Origin of the sequence: Rhodococcus sp. NPDC059968 (assembly GCF_042738615.1) — a bacterium.
Taxonomy (GTDB): Bacteria; Actinomycetota; Actinomycetes; order Mycobacteriales; family Mycobacteriaceae; genus Rhodococcus_F.
This window is the reverse complement of record NZ_JBHWUE010000077.1, coordinates 1-19,086: the sequence shown is the minus strand read 5'-3', so window position 1 is coordinate 19,086 and position 19,086 is coordinate 1. Positions and strand designations below refer to the sequence as shown.

Annotated in this window: 17 protein-coding genes; 5 read left to right on the top strand and 12 right to left on the bottom strand. The window is 65.8% G+C overall.

The genetic code is table 11. The annotated features are described in order from the left end of the window. Positions 1-14: 14 nt before the first annotated feature. The 9 genes from ACFWAY_RS39575 to ACFWAY_RS39535 form a co-directional block, all read right to left on the bottom strand. The gene (locus ACFWAY_RS39575; protein WP_378514400.1) at positions 15-1,043 is read right to left on the bottom strand and encodes an LLM class flavin-dependent oxidoreductase; all 1,029 of its coding nucleotides are present in this window, start codon (positions 1,041-1,043) and stop codon (positions 15-17) included. A 54-nt stretch (positions 1,044-1,097) separates the two neighbouring features. Next, positions 1,098-1,871 (bottom strand): SDR family oxidoreductase, encoded by a 774-nt coding sequence (locus ACFWAY_RS39570; protein WP_268788901.1) that lies wholly within the window; start codon positions 1,869-1,871, stop codon positions 1,098-1,100. A 31-nt stretch (positions 1,872-1,902) separates the two neighbouring features. Then, on the bottom strand, positions 1,903-2,952 hold the full coding sequence (locus tag ACFWAY_RS39565) for a 2,3-butanediol dehydrogenase (RefSeq protein WP_378514399.1): 1,050 nt from the start codon (positions 2,950-2,952) through the stop codon (positions 1,903-1,905). 36 nt (positions 2,953-2,988) lie between these two features. Then, positions 2,989-4,359, bottom strand: coding sequence for an NAD-dependent succinate-semialdehyde dehydrogenase (locus ACFWAY_RS39560; RefSeq protein ID WP_378514398.1), 1,371 nt, complete (start codon positions 4,357-4,359; stop codon positions 2,989-2,991). Positions 4,360-4,403: 44 nt separating this feature from the next. Next, a complete protein-coding gene (locus tag ACFWAY_RS39555; protein WP_378514397.1) occupies positions 4,404-6,038 on the bottom strand; it encodes a flavin-containing monooxygenase in 1,635 nt (544 codons plus the stop codon). A gap of 254 nt (positions 6,039-6,292) precedes the next feature. Then, positions 6,293-7,336 (bottom strand): zinc-binding dehydrogenase, encoded by a 1,044-nt coding sequence (locus ACFWAY_RS39550; RefSeq protein ID WP_378514396.1) that lies wholly within the window; start codon positions 7,334-7,336, stop codon positions 6,293-6,295. A gap of 40 nt (positions 7,337-7,376) precedes the next feature. Beyond that, positions 7,377-8,096 carry an SDR family oxidoreductase gene (locus ACFWAY_RS39545; protein ID WP_378514395.1) on the bottom strand — a complete coding sequence of 240 codons (720 nt, stop codon included), beginning with the start codon at positions 8,094-8,096 and terminating at the stop codon, positions 7,377-7,379. Beyond that, positions 8,093-9,157 (bottom strand): cyclase family protein, encoded by a 1,065-nt coding sequence (locus ACFWAY_RS39540; RefSeq protein WP_378514394.1) that lies wholly within the window; start codon positions 9,155-9,157, stop codon positions 8,093-8,095. Before ACFWAY_RS39540 ends, ACFWAY_RS39545 begins: the two co-directional genes overlap by 4 nt. A 77-nt stretch (positions 9,158-9,234) precedes the next feature. Continuing rightward, positions 9,235-9,693, bottom strand: coding sequence for a VOC family protein (locus ACFWAY_RS39535; RefSeq protein WP_268788894.1), 459 nt, complete (start codon positions 9,691-9,693; stop codon positions 9,235-9,237). Between the two features lie 222 nt (positions 9,694-9,915). Between ACFWAY_RS39535 and ACFWAY_RS39530 the strand changes: the two genes are divergently transcribed. The 5 genes from ACFWAY_RS39530 to ACFWAY_RS39510 all read left to right on the top strand — a co-directional run bounded on the left by ACFWAY_RS39530 (position 9,916) and on the right by ACFWAY_RS39510 (position 16,031). Continuing rightward, positions 9,916-10,842 carry a LysR substrate-binding domain-containing protein gene (locus tag ACFWAY_RS39530; protein WP_378514393.1) on the top strand — a complete coding sequence of 309 codons (927 nt, stop codon included), beginning with the start codon at positions 9,916-9,918 and terminating at the stop codon, positions 10,840-10,842. An 89-nt stretch (positions 10,843-10,931) separates the two neighbouring features. Further along, positions 10,932-12,377 (top strand): Nramp family divalent metal transporter, encoded by a 1,446-nt coding sequence (locus tag ACFWAY_RS39525; RefSeq protein WP_378514392.1) that lies wholly within the window; start codon positions 10,932-10,934, stop codon positions 12,375-12,377. After that, positions 12,374-13,276 (top strand): NAD(P)-dependent oxidoreductase, encoded by a 903-nt coding sequence (locus ACFWAY_RS39520; RefSeq protein ID WP_378514391.1) that lies wholly within the window; start codon positions 12,374-12,376, stop codon positions 13,274-13,276. Before ACFWAY_RS39525 ends, ACFWAY_RS39520 begins: the two co-directional genes overlap by 4 nt. A gap of 114 nt (positions 13,277-13,390) precedes the next feature. After that, entirely contained in the window at positions 13,391-14,494 is a 1,104-nt protein-coding gene (locus ACFWAY_RS39515) for a mandelate racemase/muconate lactonizing enzyme family protein (protein WP_378514390.1), read from the top strand. Positions 14,495-14,663: 169 nt separating this feature from the next. After that, a complete protein-coding gene (locus ACFWAY_RS39510; RefSeq protein ID WP_378514389.1) occupies positions 14,664-16,031 on the top strand; it encodes an MFS transporter in 1,368 nt (455 codons plus the stop codon). 295 nt (positions 16,032-16,326) lie between these two features. Here the strand turns inward: ACFWAY_RS39510 and ACFWAY_RS39505 are convergent, their stop codons facing one another. The 3 genes from ACFWAY_RS39505 to ACFWAY_RS39495 are packed head-to-tail and all read right to left on the bottom strand — an operon-like array spanning position 16,327 to position 18,952. Further along, complete coding sequence (locus tag ACFWAY_RS39505; protein WP_378514388.1) at positions 16,327-17,118, bottom strand: 2-keto-4-pentenoate hydratase; 792 nt, start codon at positions 17,116-17,118, stop codon at positions 16,327-16,329. Next, entirely contained in the window at positions 17,115-17,735 is a 621-nt protein-coding gene (locus ACFWAY_RS39500) for a cysteine hydrolase (protein ID WP_378514387.1), read from the bottom strand. The genes ACFWAY_RS39505 and ACFWAY_RS39500 overlap by 4 nt, the downstream gene beginning before the upstream one ends. An 11-nt stretch (positions 17,736-17,746) precedes the next feature. Continuing rightward, complete coding sequence (locus ACFWAY_RS39495; protein WP_378514386.1) at positions 17,747-18,952, bottom strand: phospholipase; 1,206 nt, start codon at positions 18,950-18,952, stop codon at positions 17,747-17,749. Positions 18,953-19,086 lie beyond the last annotated feature (134 nt).

Here is a 19,086-nt window from a genome sequence, read left to right as displayed (position 1 = left end):
TCCTCCGGGTCATCTCAGGTTCGGGCGCTGAGTTTCTCGGTCACCACGGGGATGACCTTGTCGGCCAGGTACTGGATGCGCGCCGATCCGGATTCGACGGACTCGCCGGGCAGTTGCGCCCAGTAGTGGAAGTCGCGGATCTGGGGATAGGTGGTCGCCAGTGACACCAGTTCGTCGACCGCCATCGAGGCGTCCATCAACCGGTAGGCGCCGGCGTCGAGGATGGACTGGGTGTCGGGGAATTGTGATGGCTGATTCGGGCCCTCGAACGATCCCCACTCGATGTATTTGTTGAGTTGGTATCGGGCGTGCTCGCCCACCTGCGACCAGACCCGCTCGGGATCGTCGGCGACGATCGCCCATTGACTCGCGTAGATCCGCGCGTCGGCAGTGTTTCCGCCATGGCGTTCGACGGCGTCCAGGTAGACCTGGCAGTGGTCGTTCGACAGGGTGATCAGGCCGTCGCCGAGTCGGGCGGCCCGATCGATGCCCGGCTCGGACTGGCCTCCGATCAGCAGCCGCGGCGACACTTCCGGGAGGGGTGTCACCGGAACTCCGGGCAGCGAGAAGCGCTTGCCGTCGAAGGGTTCTCCGCTGCCGCTCCAGGCGCGTCGGATCACGGCGATGGCATCTTCGAGTAGGCTCGGGCGTTGCTTGACCGTGCGCCCGAAGGCGGCGAATTCCATTGCGCGGTAGCCCAGTCCGACGCCGAGCTCGAACCGATTGCCGGTCAGCAGCGACAGCGCCGCGGCGTCCTCGGCGAGGCGCACCGGCTCGTGCAGGCCCGCGACGATGATGTTGGTGCCGATCCGTATCTTCGACGTCCGTGCGCCGATCGTCGCGGCGACCGTCAGAGGGGAGGACGCGTAGTCGTCGTCGGCGAAGTGATGTTCGCTCAGCCACGCGGAGGTGAATCCGAGTTGCTCCGCCCAGACCACCTGGTCGATGGAATCCCGGTAGAGACTGCCGAGCGGCTGCCGCCACTGGGCCGGGTTTCGGAAGTCGTACCAGAGGCCGAACGTCGGGACGTGAGATGAGGTCATGAGGGGCTCCACAACTGTGGGGAGGGATGACGAAGTGAGGGGTGGGCGAGCGAATCAGACGAAGAGCATGCCGCCGTCGATGAGGGCGGACTGGCCGGTCATGTAGTTCGAGTCCGGTCCGGCAAGGTAGGAAACGAACCCTGCGACGTCCTCGCCCCGGGACACGCGTCCGAGCGTGATGCCAGCGGCCATGGCCTTCATGGACTCACCCTCGCCGACATTGTTGATGGCGCCGAGGTCGCGGTCGACCTCCACCCACATGTTGGTGTCGACGATGCCGGGGCAGTAGGCGTTCACGGTGATGCCGTGCTCGGCCCATTCCTGCGCGGCCGCCTGGGTGAGGGCGCGTACACCGAACTTGGACGAGCTGTAGACGCCCAGCAGGGGGAAGCCCTTGTGGCCGGCGATCGAGGACGCGCCGATGATCTTGCCGCCGGTGCCCTGCTTGATCATCTGCCGTGCCGCCTCGGTGTAGCAGAGGAAGACGCCGCGGCCGTTGACGGCGTGAACCCGGTCGTACTCCTCCGGGGTGACGTCCAGCAGCGCTTTGGTCTGCGCGATGCCCGCGTTGGCGACGAAGACGTCGAGGGAACCGAGCTGATCGGCCGTGTCCACGACCAACTGCCGGACCGAATCATGATCCGACACATCGCCGGTCAGGGCAACCGATCGTCTACCGAGCGCTTCGATGCCCTTGCGGGTGACGTCGAGCTCGTCTTTCATCGAGGGCAGGTCCGAAACGGCGACGTCGTGGCCGTCCTGGGCGAGGCGCAGGGCGATGGCCTTCCCGATGCCGCGTGCGGCACCGGTTACATGTGCAACGGTCATTGTCATTCTCCTGTAGTGAAAGTGGGTGGGATCAGAGTGTGGGATCGACGAGCAACTTCATCTTCTGGCCGGCGCGCAGCGCCTCGAACCCCTGCTCGATGACACCGCTGAGGGGCACGGTGTCGACCCATCCGGTGGTGTCGTAGTGGCCCCGGGCCATGAGCTCTATGACGGCCCGGTAGTCGTCGCCGGTGTAGCAGATCGTTCCCTGGATGCGACGCTCGCGCAGAACAAGGTTGATCAGCGGAGTGGGCAGTGGCTTGTCGTAGATCGCCACGCTGATCAGTGGTCGGCGTTCGCCGACGCACTCGAGCGCCGAGGTGACCGCCGCGGCGACCCCTGCGGCGTCGAATGCGGCGTCGACACCGTCACCGTTGGTGCGGTCGGCGATGAGTGCGGACACGTCCTGGCTCGTCGGGTCGAGTGTCCGCGCGCCGAGCGCCTCGATCGACGCGCGACGGGTCGGTGAGGGCTCGACCACGTCGATCTCCGTCAAACCCATCCCCCGCAGCGCGAACCAGAGACCGATGCCGATGGGGCCGGCGCCGTAGATCAGCGCACTACTCTGGTCGCCCACCTCACCGAGAACGGCGGCGTGGTACGCGACGGCCATGGGTTCGACGAGGGCGCCCATCACCAACGGGATGCTCTCGGGAAGGGCGTGCACCTGGTTGCGGGGGACAACGGTGTACTCGGCCATGCCGCCGTCCGCCATGAGGCCGTGGAAACCCACCGACGTGCACAGGTTGTAGCGACCGGACTTGCACGGGCGGCACTCACCGCAGCGATAGACCGGCTCGATGGCGACGTGGTCGCCCTCGTGCACATCCGTCACACCTCTGCCGACGTCGGTGACGACACCGGAGAACTCGTGCCCGATGACGAGGGGCATGGCCTTGCCGGTGAGCGGGTGCGGGTCGGATGGCGGGATGAAGATCGGCCCGTCGTAGTACTCGTGGAGGTCGGTTCCGCAGATTCCGTTGCGGCTGACCCGCACCTTGACCTGCCCGTCTCCGGGTGTCGGCTCGGGAACGTCTTCGATCTCGAGCTTCTTGTTGCCGTAGTAGACGGCAGCGCGCATGACTACTCCTGGTGTCGCAGTGGTGGGGTCGGCCGCTCAGACGATGCGGACGAGTTTCTTGTTCGCGAACTCGTCGAGGCCGAAGCGGCCGAGTTCCCGTCCGATTCCGGAGTTCTTCACGCCACCGAACGGCAGATCCGGGGCGCTTCGGATGGTGGTGTTGACCCCGACCATGCCGACGTCGAGCCGGTTGGCGACGTAGTCGGCTTCGTTCTCGTCGCGGGTGAACACCGCGCTGCCGAGACCGTACGGTGAGTCGTTGGCCAACTCGATGGCCGCGTCCACCGACTCGACTTTGTGCAGCACGGCGACCGGGCCGAACAACTCCTCGTGGAAGGCGCGCATCGCCGGGGTGACACCGGAGAGGACCGTGGCCGGGTAGTACGCGCCGGGGCCGTCCGGGACCTCACCGCCGAGGTGAACGACGGCGCCCTTGGCGATCGCGTCGTCGACCAGGGCGGTCAGATCGGCACGGGCGGCGACGGACGCCATCGGGCCGAGACGGGTGTCCTCGCTCATCGGGTCTCCGGCCCGCCATTGCGCGGCCTGTTCGACGAACGCCGGGACGAACTCTTCCCACACCGAGGCCTCGATGATCATCCGCTTCGACGACGTGCATGCCTGGCCCGCGTTCCAGAACCGGCCGGCGACCGCGGCGGTGACAGCCTTGTCCACGTCAGCGCCGGGCAGGACGATCAACGGGTCGGAGCCGCCCAGCTCGAGCACACACTTCTTCAGGTGGCGTCCGGCATGCGCGCCTACTGCGCTGCCGGCTCGTTCGGATCCGGTCAGCGACACACCCTGCAGGTGAGGGTCGGCGATCATCGTCGCGACCTGATCGGTGGTGGCGAACACGTTCTGGTAGATCGGGGCCGGCGCTCCGGCCGCGTCGATGATCTCGGCGATCCGCAGCGCCTGCTGGGGGCAGGATCCGGCATGCTTGATCAGAATCGTGTTGCCCAGCAGCAGGTTCGGCGCGACGAATCGGGCGACCTGATAGTAGGGGAAGTTCCACGGCATGACGCCCAGCAGGGGCCCGATCGGCGCGGTACGCACCATCGCCCGCCCGGTGCCGGCGATGTCGAGCTCCTCGTCGGCGAGCAGTGCCGGCCCGGCGGTGGCGTAGTAGTCGTAGATCGAGGCCGACAGCTCCACCTCCGCCTCCGCCTGTGCGATCGGCTTGCCCATCTCGAGGGTCATCAACTTGGCCAGCTCGGTGGCGTGCTGTCGGTGTAGCTCGGCCACCTTCGCGAGCACCGCCGCCCGGTCGGCCAGATCGACCTCACGCCACACCCGGTAGGCGTCGGCGGCTCGTACGAGCGCCTGATCGGCGTCGGCGTCCGACATCGTGGCGAACTCACGCACCACGGTGCCGGTGGTGGGGTCGACTGTTGCGTACTTCGTCATTCCTCGTCCTTCGTTGCAGATCGAATCCGGCCTCGCAGGGTGTGTCAGATCGCCGGCTCGAGGACGTCGTCATTGGTGGTGTAACTCGGGTATCCGGCCGACGATTCGGACGCGAGGGTCGAGCGGTATTCCTTGAGTCCGCCCAGGTAGAACAGGACCGTGCGCTTCTTGCCCGGGATGTTGGCGCCGAAGATCCAACCGGCAGCCTTCGAGAACAGGGTCTGATTGGCGATGTCCGTGCAGGTCTGCGTCCATTCGGCTTCCGTGTCGGGCTTGACGTCGATCCAGCCCGCGTCGGTCGCCGAAACGTGACGGACGGCGTCGCCGATCCATTCGACCTGAGTCTCGATCGACGGGGGAAGGTTCGTGAACGGACCGTTGGGGCCGAGGATCATGAACATGTTGGGGAACCCTGCGGTGGTCATGCCGAGGTAGCTCGTCGGCCCCTCGCTCCAATGTTCCTTCAGGGTTTCACCCCCGCGGCCACGGATGTCGACGCGCACGTAGTTTCCGTCGACGGCGTCGAACCCCGTGGCGCACACGAGGACATCGAGTTCGTGGAGGGTGCCGTCCTCGGTGACGATGCCCTTCTCCGTCACCTTCGCAATCGGGTTCTCCTTGACGTTCACCAATGTGACGTTGGGGCGGTTGAAGGTTTCGTAGTATCCCGAATCGCACAGCGGACGCCGCGCGTACAGGTCGGTGGGCGTGAGCTTGCGGGCGGTCTCCGGGTCCTTGACGACCTCGGCGATCTTGCGGCGGATGAACTTTGCCGCCTCTTCGTTCGCGTCCTCGTCGGTGGCGATGTCACCGAACGTCTCGAACATGAACCGGAACCCGCCGCCCTCGTTCCACGCCTTCTCGTAGACGGCTTCGCGCTCCGCTTCATCGATGCTGAAGGTCTCCACGGTGCTCTCCACGAAACCCATGGCGGTGCTCGAGTTGTGGACCTGGTCCCAGATGGCGTCGAAGTTGTCGCGGTGATGCTGAATCTGCTCCGGGGTGAGCTCACGGTTACCGGCGGGCACGCTGTACTGCGGGGTGCGCTGGAACGACGTCAGATGCGCAACAATCGGGGCGCTGGCGGTAATCACCTGGTTGCCGGTCGATCCGTTACCGATGACACCGACCCGCTTGCCGGTCAGGTCCAGGTCCTCGGGCCACGCGCCGGTGTGCACCAGGCGGCCCTCGAACGTCTCGATGCCCGGGAAGCTGGGCATGTTCGTCGCGGACAGCAGGCCGAGGCCGGTGACCAGGAACCGGCACCGGTACGTGACGCCGCGGTCGGTCCGCACGGTCCAGGTGCCCGAGGTCTCGTCGAATTCGGCGTCGGTCATGCCGGTCTCGAGCTGGATGCACTCACGCAGGCTGTAGCGATCGACGACGCCGTTGAGGTACTCGAGGATTTCGGGCTGGGTCACGAACTTGGTCTTCCACGGGGTCTGCTCGTAGAGGTCGCGGTCGAACGAGTACTGGTAGACGAAGCCCTCGGAGTCCGAGAGCGCTCCGGGATACTTGTTCCAGTACCAGGTTCCACCGACTCCGCCGGCCTTGTCGATGGCGACGGCGTCGAGGCCCAACTCGTTGCGCAGCTTGTACAGCATGTAGATCCCGCCGAATCCGGCTCCGACGACGAGGGCGTCGAGCTCGTGGATCTGATCGTGGGCGGCTGCATCCATGGCACATGTTCCTTCGGTCTCGCGTGGTGTGGCGTGCGCCACTTGCTTGGGACCATCATGGAAGGGGACACAGGTGCCGCAGTTGTTCCAATTTGAAACAACGGCCGAACATATGCCGTGACCTGCGCCGATGCTTGAGTTGTGCGCTCGAATTCCTCGAAACGCCGATGGCCCGGGACGTTATTACGTCCCAGGCCACCGAAGTTGACAAAGTTGTCGAGCAGGGTGAATGGGCGCGCTCTCCGGTGCTGTGGCTAGTCGATGCCCGGTATGAGCAGGACCTTGCCGGCGTTGCTCCCTTGTAGGTCCAGGGCTTCCTGGAATTTGGACAGTCCCATCCGGTGAGTGACGAGCGAGTTCAGATCGAGGCGTCCCTGTGACACCAGGGAGCCGAGGACATCCCAGGTCTCCCAGAGGGATCGGCCAAAGCTGCCTTTCAGGGTGATGCCGTGTTTGATGACATACCGGGTGATGTCGAGGGCGAAAGGTTGTCTGGGCACTCCGATACACACGGCGGTGGCCTCGCGGCGCAACGACTGCAGAATGATGTCGAGGGCGCCGGGGGCGCCGGTGCAGTCGAAACCCACATCGAACCCGTGCCGGTCGGCAGCGTCGTTCAGGCACCATTCGACCGCCGCCGCATCGGATTCGAGGGCGACGGCGCCGAGGGATTCGGCGATGCCGCGACGGAAGTCGTTCGGCTCGATCACGACGACCCGCCTCGCCCCCGACAGGTGGGCGAGCTGAACAAGTGCCAACCCGATCGGTCCGGCGCCGGCGATGATCACCGAGCGCCCGGCGAGGGTGACCTGGCTGCGCAGCATCGCATGCACCGCAACCCCGGCTGACTCGAACAGGGCACCGGTCTCGGTGGGGACGTCGTCGGGCAGTACGTAGCAGGCGTGTTCGGACACGACGGCGCGTTCGGCGAACCCACCGTCGACGTGCAGGCCGAGGAGCGCCATGTTCAGGCAGTTGTGTCCTTGGCCGATGCGGCAGTGGTAGCAGTTCCGGCAGGAGATGTGGGATTCGAGGGCGACGCGGTCGTCGAGCCGGAGGGTCTCGACGCCCGGTCCGACCTCGATGACGGTTCCGGCGACTTCGTGGCCGAGGACCACTGGCGGCTCGAGGCCGAAGGCTTTCGCGGTGGCGCTGTAGCGGACGAGTTCGCGGTCGGTGCCGCACGGTGACGCGGCGGCGACCGCGATGCGGACCTCATTGTGCGCGACGGGGCGTTCCGAGTAGTCGGTGATGTAGTCGAAGCCTTCTGCGGGGGTGGTTTTGACGATGGCTTTCACAGCGTTCTCCCTGCGGATTGGCCACCAACGAGGAGCTCGCTCAGGCGGCGGCGATGCCTGCGGTCAGACCACCGCACACGTAGAGGATCTGTCCGTTGACGAATCCGGCCCGGGCGTCGAGGAAGAACCCCGCGGTGTGAGCGATGTCGTCCGGTTGTCCGATGCGCCGAACGGGAACGGAATCGACGATTTGCTTGGTGGTTTCGGGATCGTTCGCCTTCGTGAACAACTCCGTCGCGATCGGCCCGGGGCCGATGGCGTTCGCGGTGATACCGAGCGGCCCGAGTTCGAGCGCCCACACCCCGGTCAGGCCAATGAGTCCGGCCTTCGACGCGGCGTAGGCCGTGCGCAGTTCCTTGCCCAGTGCCGCCCGGGACGTCATGTTCACGATTCGCCCGAAGCCGGCGTCGGTCATCCCGGGCAGCAGGGCCTGGGTGCACTGGACGGCGCAGCGCAGATTGAGCGCGAATGCCGCGTCCATTTCCGCGAGAGTCTGCTCGCGCAGCGGTCCGGGGAAGACGGCGCCGACGTTGTTGACGAGCCGCGTGACGGGACCGTTGGCCAGTACCTCCTCGAGTGCTGTGGCGGTGGACGCGGTATCGGCGAGGTCGGCGAGCACACTCTTGCCGATCGGGGAGGGGTCGCGGTCGATGACGACGACGTCCCATCCGCGAGCCAGACCTTCCTCGGCGATGGCACGCCCGATGCCAGAGGCACCGCCGGTCACGAGTAGACGTTCGGGAGAGGAAGACACGTTCATACCGTCGCAATCGGGGTCAGAGGCGACCCGGTTGCGCCGGGTAGCCGAAGTGGGGGAGCGGTGAGCAAGAATCGGGAGCGGTGTTGCGCCCGGAGATGGTTCGCGAGGTCGGAGAGCCACCAGAGTTCACCGAGGTGCACGCCGAGCCGGAACAGGCATAGCTCGTGCAGCGGGAGAGCGGGGGCGTCGCGGAGTTCGGTGGTCGGGGGAAACGCCTCGACCGCGTAGTTGTCGGCGGCGATCGCGGCGACTCCGCTGTCGCGGATCCAGTCGTGTAGAGCAGGGTCGGAGCCGTCGAGGACCGCGCACACTCGGAGCGCCTCCGGAGTGGGGGTCCCCTGCTGCGCGAGCACGTGCCGAGCGAAGCCGGTGTGCAACACCAGCAGGTCGCCGGGTTCGACGACGACATCGTCGGCAGCGAGGACGCGTGCGAGGTCCTCGTATCCGACGGCGATCCGTTCCGCACCGAAGTGGGCCTCGAGGTCGACCAGGACGGCGCGGCCCTGCACGCCGTGCCGCGCCATGTGGCTGATGTCGACCGGACCCGCGTGCGAGGTGGACGCACGGCCGTCCTCGGCGCCGTCGAGGCTGCCGAGGCTGCCGATTCCGGCCCCGTGGGCTCCGTCCGGTCCCACGACGTCGACACCGGCGCGCCAGCCGTTGTAATAGACCCGCTCGGGCGCACCGTCTCCGTTCGCGTCGAACAACGCACCCGCGTGACCGAAGGCATCCCATTGCGTTGAGTACTGGGTGTGCAGGACCACGAGATCGTCACTCATCACGTCGGTCGCGCCGGAATGGGCAACGGCCATGTCGCAGTTGAAATTGACCGCCCCGGCCCGCAGTGTGGGTCGCACGACGGGCGGGAACCGGTTGGCGTTGAGTGCGGTGCCGCCGGGTAGGTCGAGTGGCAAGGACAGGCTGAACACGAGGCCGTCACGGACCTCGGCGATGCCCTTGCGGACCTGGGAGGGGCCGAGCAAGTTCAGCCGTCCGAGCACATCCTCCGGGCCGAAGTCCCCCCAGTTCGAACCTTCGGGTCGGTTCCGCCAGCGGGTCATCCTCTACCTCTCCTGCTGCAGTCCAGATCCTGCGGTGTCCTAGTCCGGAAGCGAGCACGTGCCGGTCGGACGGTGGCTCATGACTCGTCGTCGGGCTCCATGACCTGATGGATCTCGATCATGTTTCCCGCCGGGTCGGTCAGGAAGATCTGGTACCAGCCCTCGACTGACCAGATGCCCCAATCGTCGAACGGAATGTTGTTGTTGCGCAGGCGCTCCATCACGGCTTGGATATCGTCGGTGCGGAAGGCGACATGTCCGCCGATGAGGGGATTCACCGTATGACCCTCTGTCAGAGCGAGATACGGCTGGCGGCGTGTGGCATGCAGCTGAAGCTCGTCCTTGTCGCCGGCATCGTAGAAGCGCGCGCGCGTCGCCCACTCCTCGTCCCCCGAATCGCCGCTGTCCGCCGACCGAGACGTCGCAATCATCGGGGGGCTGGCGATCTCGCTGAGTCCGAGGGCGTCGGAGTAAAACTTGCCCAACTCCCCCATATCGTCCGAGGTCACGTTCACGTGGTGCAGGCGCAGATACATCGTGTTTCCTTCCTTCGTGCACGGTGCGCGACGGCTCCGTGAGTATTGGCCCCTGTGCTGGGTGTGCCTCGCCGGAACGCTCGGATGTGCTCTCACGGGAGTGACCGGTGGTGGCGAGTACCGCGCCAGGTGGCGCTACTCACATGATTACCCACCTGAACCGGCAAATCCAATACGAATCCTGTGGCAACTAATATCGTCAGAGTATTAGTGTGGCATTTCATGGACCTGCGTGACCTCGAAGCATTCATCGCGGTGGCCGAAGAGCTGCATTTTGGTCGGGCCGCGGCCCGTCTGCACATGGCGCAGCCGCCGCTGAGCAATCGCATCACCCAGCTCGAAAACGAGTTCCGGCTCAAGTTGTTCCAGCGGACGACGCGCAACGTGCGGTTGACCGACGCGGGGGAGCGGCTGCTCGGACCCGCACGGCGGGCGGTGAACCAGGCGGCGTCGGTGCGGGAGCTGGCGACCGCGATCGCGTCAGGCGAGGAAGGTCGGGTCCGGATCGGCTTCGCCGGTGCGTCGAGTCAGCGAGTGCTGCCCCTGCTCACCCGTGCGGTCCGGGCAGAGCATCCCGGGATCGATCTGGTCCTGCAGTCCCAGACGTACGTCTACCGGGCGTTCGACCTGCTCGTCGCGGGCGATCTGGATCTCGCGTTCGTCCGGATACCGGTGGCGCGTCCCGAACTCAGCTATCGGGTCGTCGAGGTGGAGGAGGTGCTCTGCGCGTTGCCGGCTGGGCACCGGCTCGCCGATCGCGACAGCGTGCGCCTCGAGGACCTGATCGACGAGGACTTCGTCAGCCTCCCCGAGGACAGCGGATCGATGCTCCGGTTGACCATGTACTCGATGTGCATGTCGTCGGGGTTCCGGCCGAAGATCACCCAGGTGGCGCCGGATTCGAGCACGGTGCTCGCCTTGGTTGCGGCGGGCGCCGGGGTGACCATCACGCTGAGCTCGGTCTGTCAGGCGCAGAGCGTCGGGATCATCTACAAGCCGATCGAGGGCACCGAGCCGACTCACCTCTTCCCGGCTCTCGCCTGGCGAACCGACAACACCTCGCCCGCCTTGCAGCGCGTGCTCGCGGTCGGGGAAGCCGCCCTGCCGACACCTGATCTCGATTCATACGGTTTGGATATGAACAATTGAGAAATGAGTCTTGGACAAGATAGATCGTGAGCCGATAACTTTCTTGCGTGTGGCGGGCATCACGCTTCGCCGTTCGAGGGAGTTGGATCATGGTGAAAGCAATGGCGGACAGGGCAACGACGTACCCGGGGTCGGCAGGCGCGATGGACGGCGGCACCCTGCCGGCCATGCCGACGCGGGAGCTGCCCGCGGCGCCGCGATTGCGGAAGATCATCGGCCCGGGCGTCGTCATCGCGGCCGTCGGGATCGGCACCGGCGAGTACCTGCTGCATCCGTTCATCACGAGCCGGGTCGGTCTGACCTTCCTGTGGGCTGCCGCGATCGGACTGGGCCTGCAGTACTTCATCAACACCGAGGTCGCGCGCTACACCCTCGCGACCGGTGAAACGATCCTGACCGGATTCCTGCGGCTGTGGCGGGGCTGGGCCCCGCTGTTCATCGCGATGACGGTCATCCCGTTCGCCTGGCCGGCATGGATGACCAGTTCCGCGCAAATGCTCACCTTTCCCCTGGGCGGCGGCAACGTTCAATGGATCGCGATCGGCGGTCTCGTCCTGATCGGCGCTGTCCTGACCTTCTCACCGGTGGTGTACAAAACGGTCGAGAAGCTCGAGATGTTCAAGATCATCATGGTGCTGCTGTTCGTAGCATTCGCCGTCGTCCTGATCGGATGGCAGCCGTGGACCGACCTCCCCCACGCCACCGTCCAGGGCATCGGCCGACTGCCCCAAGAGGTACCCGTCGGGGTGCTCATGTCGGCACTGGTTTTCGCCGGCGGCGGCGGCGCCGTGAACCTCGCGGTCAGCAATTGGGCACGGGACAAGGGCTGGGGCATGGGAATACACGCCCCGCGCGTCGTCTCCCCGGTGACCGGCGAGGAAGAGGCCGGCACCGCAACCGGCTACCAGTTCGAGATCACCGACACCAGCATGTCCCGGTGGCAGCAGTGGTGGAAGTCCGTCCGCATCGAGCAGTTCGTGACGTTCTACCTCGTCACACTGGTTTCCATCGTCGTGTTCGCGCTGTTGGCATACAAGATCATCGGCGTGGGCGGCTACACCGGTCCCGCCGACCTCGGATTCATCAAGTTCGAGGGCACCGTACTCGGCGAGCAATACGGCGAATGGCTGAAGGTCCTGTTCTGGACCATCGGCGCCGTCTCGCTCGTGTTCGCCAACCTGGTGGTGGTCGACCTCGTCGCCCGCATCACCTCGAACATCCTCGCCACCACCTATCTGCGCGACCACACCACCTGGACCGAGGCCAAGACCTACATGGCCGCCGTCTGGGTGATGGTCGGGCTCGGCGCAGGAATCCTCGCACTCGGCCTCGATCAACCCCTGGTGCTGATCGCGATCGCGGCCCTGCTCAACGGGCTCGTAATGGTCGTGTACTGCGTGCTCATCATCCGAGTCAACGGAGCGCTCGACCACCGGATCGGCATCTCACGTCCCCGGCGAATCGTGCTCGCCGTGGCCTCCGTCGCCTACGCCGCCTTCACCGTCTACACCATCGTCACCTGGATCCAATCATGAGAGCAACGGACAACAGCATGAATGCAACCGAAAAGAACCTCCCCACAGTCACGTTCGTCGGAATCGGCGCCATCGGCCTACCGATGGCCCACCGCCTGGTCTCCCGCGGCTACGACGTCGCCGCGGTCGACCCGAATCCGGCAGCCCGCACACGAGCCGAAGCCGACGGCATGCAGTCCTTCGACGACATCGCCGCGACCCCGGTCAGCGACATCGTTCTGGTGCTGGTCGCCACCGGTCAGCAACTCCTCGACACGGTCAAGGCCGGAACCGCGAACCGGCAGGTCGATCACCAGACCTGGGTGATCTGCTCGACCGTCGGACCGCGCGCCGCGAAGGAGGCAGCGCAGATGCTGACCGAATCCGGCGCCGCGGTCATCGACGCGCCTGTCACGGGCGGTGTCCCGGGCGCCGAGAAGGGAATGCTGCGCTTCCTGACCGCCGGCGAAGCCGCGCCGATCGAGGCACTGCGAGACCTGTTCGCCGTGCTCGGCGAGGTCGCGCTGGTCAGCGACCGTCCAGGCGACGGTCAGGCGACCAAGATCGTCAACCAGCTCTGCAGCTCGGTCCATCTGGCCGCGGCCGCCGAAGCCATCGCCCTTGCCACCCACCTCGGCCTCGATCCGCTCAAGACCGTCGGCATCATCAGCGGCGGCTCCGGTGCCTCGTGGTTCTTCGACGAGCGCGGACCCCGCATGGCCGAACTCGGCATCGTCCCCGACGTACTCACCCGGCTGGCGATCCTCGCGAAGGACAACGGACTCGTCCACGAGGAAGCCGCCGAGCACGGTGCCCATGTCCCGCTGCTCGAAGCCGCCAGGCAGCAGTATCAGCGTGCGGCCGAGCTAGGCCTGCTCGAGGCCGACGACAGCCAGATCATCCGGACTTACCTCACCTGACGACAGCACCGAAGACCAGCCGGGCGACGAGGCCCGAACAGCAGCTCCCAAACGATTGCCGGTCCCGTCCCGACGACGGGGCCCGCCTCCCGATGCCCGAAACAGGACAAAATCATGAAAATCACTCGAGTGCGGGCGATTCCGTTCGCCATTCCATACCGCAAACCGCTGCACTTCGCCAGTGGCCACATCGACGTCGCGGACCACGTCCTGGTCGAGGTCGTCACCGAAGACGGCATCATCGGTATCGCAGAGGCACCCCCGCGCCCCTACACCTACGGCGAAACCCAGGCATCCATCGTCGCGGTGATCGAGACCGTCTTCGCCCCCGCCATCGTGGGGATGTCACTGCTCGGACGTGAACAGGTGCGGGAGAAACTGAACCGCACGGTCGGCAATCCCACCGCCAAGGCCGCCATCGACATGGCCATATGGGACGCCTGGGGCAAGACCGTGGACCGGCCGCTGCACGAGCTGCTCGGCGGCTACACCGATCACCTGAACGTGAGTCACATGCTCGGATTCGCCGACCCCGCAGTCATGGCTGACGAGGCCCTCCGCATCACCGGCGAATACGGAATCACCTCGTTCAAGATCAAGGTCGGACGGCGCCCGATCGACCTCGACATCGCCGTGTGCCGGGCGATCCGCGAGGCCGTCGGCGACGGAGCCGAACTCTATCTCGACGGCAACCGCGGCTGGACCGCGTCCGAGGCCGCGACCGCGCTGCGACGGATGGGGGATCTCGGTCTGTCCCGGGTCGAGGAACTGTGCCCCGCCGACGACGTCCTCGGCCGCCGATGGCTGGTGCGACAGTCCCCGATTCCCTTCGTGGCGGACGAAAGCGTCCCCACCCCAGCGGATGTCACCCGCGAGATCCTCGCCGGCGCGGCAACGGCTGTGAGCATCAAGACCGCCCGCACCGGCTTCTCGGACTCGCTGCGCGTCGCACACCTCGCCGAAGGCCTCGGGGTGGAGGTCGTCATCGGCAACCAGATCGACGGCCAGATCGGAACCGCCTGCTCGCTCGCCTTCGGTGCCTCCCAACGCACGACCGCACACCACGCCGCCGAGCTGTCGAACTACCTCGACATGAGCGACGACCTGCTCACCGAACGCCTGCGCATCACCGACGGGAAGATGAGCGCGCGGCCCGGTCCGGGTCTGGGCATCGCGATCGACCCGGCCAAGCTCGAGCACTACCGCACCGACAACTGAAACGAACGGTTCCCGCTACAGGCGGTGAACGCGGCCGGAAACCCTTCCGCGATTTCAGCAATTGCTCATCGGTGCCTGCCGCCCGCATACCCCTTACGCCATGCAGTCCTCGCGACGACCCGTTCCGGCACATTCGCCGCGCCGCCGCGACCTCGAGGAAGCCGATCCCATGACCAATCCCCTCATCACCGCCGACCCGGACATCGATATGGAAGCACGCATCTACAAGAAGATGCTCCTGCGAGTCATCCCGATCATCATGCTCGGCATGTTCATCTCGTACATCGATCGAGCGAACATCGGTGTCCTGGCCGGACCGATGTCCAAAGACCTCGGCCTCACCGCGGCAACCTTCGGTCTCGCCGCCGGGCTGTTCTACATCGGCTACTGCTTCTTCGAGATTCCCTCGAACATGGCCCTGTCCAAGTTCGGTGCGCGTGTGTGGCTCGCCCGCATCATGGTCACCTGGGGCATCGCCACGATGTTCATGGGCCTCGTCCAGAACGAGACGACGCTCTACATCGTGCGCATCATGCTCGGCATCGCGGAAGCCGGATTCTCGCCGGGCGCACTGCTGTTCCTCGCCTTCTGGTGCACACCGCGCATGCTTCCGCGGACGTACTCCATGCTGAATCTGGCCGTTCCCATCGCACTTGCCGTCGGGTCGGTGCTGACCTCGGCACTGCTGTCGCTGGACGGAGTGTTCGGCGTGGCGGGGTGGCGCTGGGCTTTCCTGCTCGAAGGCATACCGGCGATCGTGCTCGGAATCTACATCTTCTTCCGCCTTCCCGACGGCCCCTCGAATGCCAAGTGGCTCGACGCGTCGGAAAAGGAATACCTCGCGAAAGCAGCCGCTCAGAGTCCTGATAGCGCCGGTCACGAGATCTCGCAGCTGTGGGCAGTACTGCGGCGGCCCGCCGCGTGGGTGTTCACTGTGCTGTACTTCTGTATGACGATCGGGTACTGGACGATCGCGTACTTCCTTCCCACCATCGTCCGAGACCAGTTCGACCTAGGCGCTGCCGGTGCCGGATTCGTCTCGGCAATTCCGTGGCTGTTCGCTGCGGTCGTCATGATCTTCGTCTCGAAGAACGTGTCGCGAACCGGTGAACGAACCTGGCACATGACCCTCCTGCAACTCGCAGGTGCCCTGGGATTGGCCGTTGCCGCGCTGAGCGGCAATCCCTACCTCGCGCTGGTCGGCATCAGCCTGGCGGCGGCCGGCTTCTTCGGCTCGCTTCCGACATTCAATTCGATGCCCGCCCAGCTGTTCACCGGTGGCCTCGCCGCAGTGGCGCTCGCAATGATCAACGGCCTCGCCAGCCTCAGCGGCCTGGTCGGCCCCTATTTCTTCGGTTTGCTGAAGGACACCACCGGCTCCACGTCAACCGGACTCCTCATCATGGCGGGCTTCTTCGTCGCCGCAGCGATCCTCGCCTTCACCATGAGCCGCTGGACCGACAAGATCACCGGAGGCCTGCTGCACGTGCACATCATCGAAGACGCGGAACCGGTAGCCGTGCCCACGAAGAGTTGAAACGCACTCGGTGGCCGTGGCATACCCTCGACCACCGAGTTCCGCTCCGGGGGTGAAAGCCACGGCGCGAACCCTGTCCGCAACGATGAACAATGAACTACGCACTAAGCCACCGAAATCGCACGGTGCCTCATCTTTCGGCGAGATACTGGTCGCCCCTGGCGCTGGTTCAGGCAAAGCAGGGCATCAGGAGGCGGTACAGCGCCGCCGCGCCACGACCGCCGGTAATCCGAAGGACGCGGTGGGCCTGATCGACGACGGGGCGTCCTCACAGCGGGGCTCCGCATGTCCCTTGTCAGGCGCCGGCGATGGTGATCACACCGAGGTTGGTGAACTCGGCGAGGATCTGTTGCCCGGGTTCGACGCAGACGGCGTCGGTCATTCCACCGGTGAGGACAATCCAGCCCGCTTCGAGTGCGAGACCGCGTGCGGCGAGAGCGTTTGCTGCGAGGGCAAGCGCCTCGGCGGGGTGACCTTGGACGGCGGCGCCGGTAGCGGTGTCGACGACGACACCATTCACTGACAGGACGCATGTTTCGAGGGCGAGGTCTAGGTCGGCGGGGTGGCGTTCAATCTCGCCACGTACGAATCTCGCTGAGGAGGCGTTGTCGGCAACGACGTCCGGCAGGGTGAAACGGAAGTCGGTGTAGCGGCTGTCGATCACCTCGACACCGGCATACACGGACCGCACAGCGGCCATCGCGGACGCTGCAGTCACACCTGGACCTTCCAGCTTCTCGCCGAGGACGAAGACGATCTCGGGCTCGACACGGGGGTGGATGAGTTCGTGGGTCGGAACCGGTGCCCCTGCTGCGAGAACCATGCCATCGGTGAGCCACGCGGTGAGTGGTGAGCTGATGCCCATCCGCTGTTGCTTCGTGCGGGACGTGAGGCCGAGTTTGACGCCGACGAGGTTCTCACCCAGTGCCAGCTTGCGGGCGATCAGTCGGTCCTGCACTTGGTAGGCGGTCTCGAGGTCGAGCGAAGTCCAGTTGTCGGTGATGGGGTCTCGGTCGGTGCGAGTTGCCTCGGCGTCGAGGAGAACATCGGCTGCCGTCTCGACAGTCCAGAAGGAGTCGCGGCTCATACGGTCTCTTCGCGTTGTCCCGCAGTGACATCGGCTGTGGTGACGATCTCCGCGATGTTCGTCAGGGCGTAACCGACCGCCGCCGCTTGCCAGTCCGCGCTCAGGCTCGACGTGGCGTCGGCAGGGAGGATTGCGCGGTAGCCGTGGTCGGCTGCGTCGCGGATGGTGTGCTCGACGGCCATGTTCGTCCACACGCCCGAGACGACGACGTCGGTGACGCCGAGGTTTCGCAGCAGACTGTCGAGCGGTGTCCCGTTGAAGCAGCTCATCCGGTTACGCAACAGTACGGGCTCGTCGTCCCGAGCCTCGAGTCCGTCCAGCGCCTGGGCGCCCCACGAGCCGAGGCGGAGTGAGTCCGGACCGATCATCCGGAAGATCGGGGCGTTGCGGCCGCCGAAGGGGCGACCGGGAAACGACACGATGTGGTTGTGGAGTACGGGTACGGATTTCGTTCGAGCCCAGTCCAGCAACTCGCCGACGTGGGTGAGTAGTTGTTGTTCCTCCGCGTGTGCGGCGGCGCCGAAGGACGCGTACGCGCCGTCCCGGTGAACGTTGTCGTTTTGAAGGTCGATCAGGACGAGTGCGGTGCGGTCCAGGTCGAGCGTGAGGTTGGTCATGAGGCGTCTCTCTATTGGATGCGGCTCGGCAAGGGGAGGTTCTCGGAGGAAGGCGAGTCGATGAGCCGACCGGTGGCGTAGGCATGGCTTGCCGCGACGACGCCCTGGATTGTTGCGAGCTCGTCGTCGTCGCGGGGTCCGTAGACCATCACGAAGCCGGGTGACAGCCGGGTTCCCGCCCACGGATGCATCCGCCCCCACCCATGGGCTACGAGGTCGGCCGCGAGGTCGGCTGGCAGGGTGAGGTGCAAGGAGCCGTCGTACTGCGGATGCAGATGCGCGAACTCTCCTGCCGACGGAACGAGATACGCCTGCTCATCGAGCCCTCGGTCTTCGAGACTGAATGCAACTGCTCCGGGGACCGAGATGTGTGAGGCGCCGACGGTGACGCCGGCCATCTCACGGACGTGCGCGAGCAAACGTTCCTGCAGATCGACGGGGGCAATGTCAGTGCTCTGCTGCTGCGGGATCGACCACGAAACACGCGGGTGGGGGCCACGACGTTCCGGTAGCCGACCGCCTGGGACGGTCGGCCACTGGACGCCGGCTCGCGGGCCGCCGGAAGGCACGCGTTGGTGCTTCACGAAGCGCAGTCGATGCTCAATCCATTCGCGCAGAGCTGACACCACGGTTTCGGACAGCCCATGTCCGCCGGGGTCGCGGTGCGCTTCTGTGGGTGCACCGGACTCGCTGAGTAGGTAATTCCAGGTGCGCTCGAGCAGCTCGGCCGGGATGACATGGTCCTGATCCCCTTGGGCGACGAAGACCGGAAGGTGAGCGAGACGGGCCGGCTCCACCGAAAGGCCCGCGTCGAAGGGCAGTGTCCCGTACAGGACAGCCGCGCCGGTGAAGCGGGCAGGGTCGTCGAGGATCAGGCCGCCGGCGAAGGCCGCTCCGCCGCTGAAACCGACGAGAATCACCGGACGCCCGATCGGTGCGACGGAGTCGAGCCAGCTCCGGAACCACTTCATGGACACGGTGAGAGACGCCGCAAGGGGCCGGCCGATCCCACGATTGGCAAACCAGGCGAAGCCAGATCCCTCGGCAAGTGGGGCGCGCACCGCAGCGTAGGCGACGTCTCCCGGCAAGTGGGGTGCCAGCGAGAGGATCTCGCGCTCGTTCGACCCACGGCCGTGGAGGAGCACGACCAACGGCGCGGCCGGGTCGGCGGAGCCATACGTGGCGGTGACGGGTTGGCCGAAGGCTACTGCGCTCATGATTGCTCGATGTCGTCGACGGTCACTCGGTGTCCACCTTCTAATCCGAAAATGAGGTGACGTGCCTGCGGTGCCGGCACGTGTGTTGTCCCGGCGGAACGTAGCGGAGCCGGGAAGGTCGTGGTGGTGTTGTT

Excerpts from the sequence above, each read along its gene's own strand:
- ACFWAY_RS39520 (WP_378514391.1), top strand. The coding sequence starts at position 12,374 with ATGAGAGCAACGGACAACAGCATGAATGCAACCGAAAAGAACCTCCCC.
- ACFWAY_RS39525 (WP_378514392.1), top strand. The coding sequence starts at position 10,932 with ATGGTGAAAGCAATGGCGGACAGGGCAACGACGTACCCGGGGTCGGCA.
- ACFWAY_RS39530 (WP_378514393.1), top strand. The coding sequence starts at position 9,916 with ATGGACCTGCGTGACCTCGAAGCATTCATCGCGGTGGCCGAAGAGCTG.
- ACFWAY_RS39495 (WP_378514386.1), bottom strand. The coding sequence starts at position 18,952 with ATGAGCGCAGTAGCCTTCGGCCAACCCGTCACCGCCACGTATGGCTCC.
- ACFWAY_RS39510 (WP_378514389.1), top strand. The coding sequence starts at position 14,664 with ATGACCAATCCCCTCATCACCGCCGACCCGGACATCGATATGGAAGCA.
- ACFWAY_RS39505 (WP_378514388.1), bottom strand. The coding sequence starts at position 17,118 with ATGAGCCGCGACTCCTTCTGGACTGTCGAGACGGCAGCCGATGTTCTC.
- ACFWAY_RS39500 (WP_378514387.1), bottom strand. The coding sequence starts at position 17,735 with ATGACCAACCTCACGCTCGACCTGGACCGCACCGCACTCGTCCTGATC.
- ACFWAY_RS39560 (WP_378514398.1), bottom strand. The coding sequence starts at position 4,359 with ATGACGAAGTACGCAACAGTCGACCCCACCACCGGCACCGTGGTGCGT.
- ACFWAY_RS39570 (WP_268788901.1), bottom strand. The coding sequence starts at position 1,871 with ATGACCGTTGCACATGTAACCGGTGCCGCACGCGGCATCGGGAAGGCC.
- ACFWAY_RS39535 (WP_268788894.1), bottom strand. The coding sequence starts at position 9,693 with ATGTATCTGCGCCTGCACCACGTGAACGTGACCTCGGACGATATGGGG.
- ACFWAY_RS39575 (WP_378514400.1), bottom strand. The coding sequence starts at position 1,043 with ATGACCTCATCTCACGTCCCGACGTTCGGCCTCTGGTACGACTTCCGA.
- ACFWAY_RS39555 (WP_378514397.1), bottom strand. The coding sequence starts at position 6,038 with ATGGATGCAGCCGCCCACGATCAGATCCACGAGCTCGACGCCCTCGTC.
- ACFWAY_RS39545 (WP_378514395.1), bottom strand. The coding sequence starts at position 8,096 with ATGAACGTGTCTTCCTCTCCCGAACGTCTACTCGTGACCGGCGGTGCC.
- ACFWAY_RS39540 (WP_378514394.1), bottom strand. The coding sequence starts at position 9,157 with ATGACCCGCTGGCGGAACCGACCCGAAGGTTCGAACTGGGGGGACTTC.
- ACFWAY_RS39515 (WP_378514390.1), top strand. The coding sequence starts at position 13,391 with ATGAAAATCACTCGAGTGCGGGCGATTCCGTTCGCCATTCCATACCGC.
- ACFWAY_RS39565 (WP_378514399.1), bottom strand. The coding sequence starts at position 2,952 with ATGCGCGCTGCCGTCTACTACGGCAACAAGAAGCTCGAGATCGAAGAC.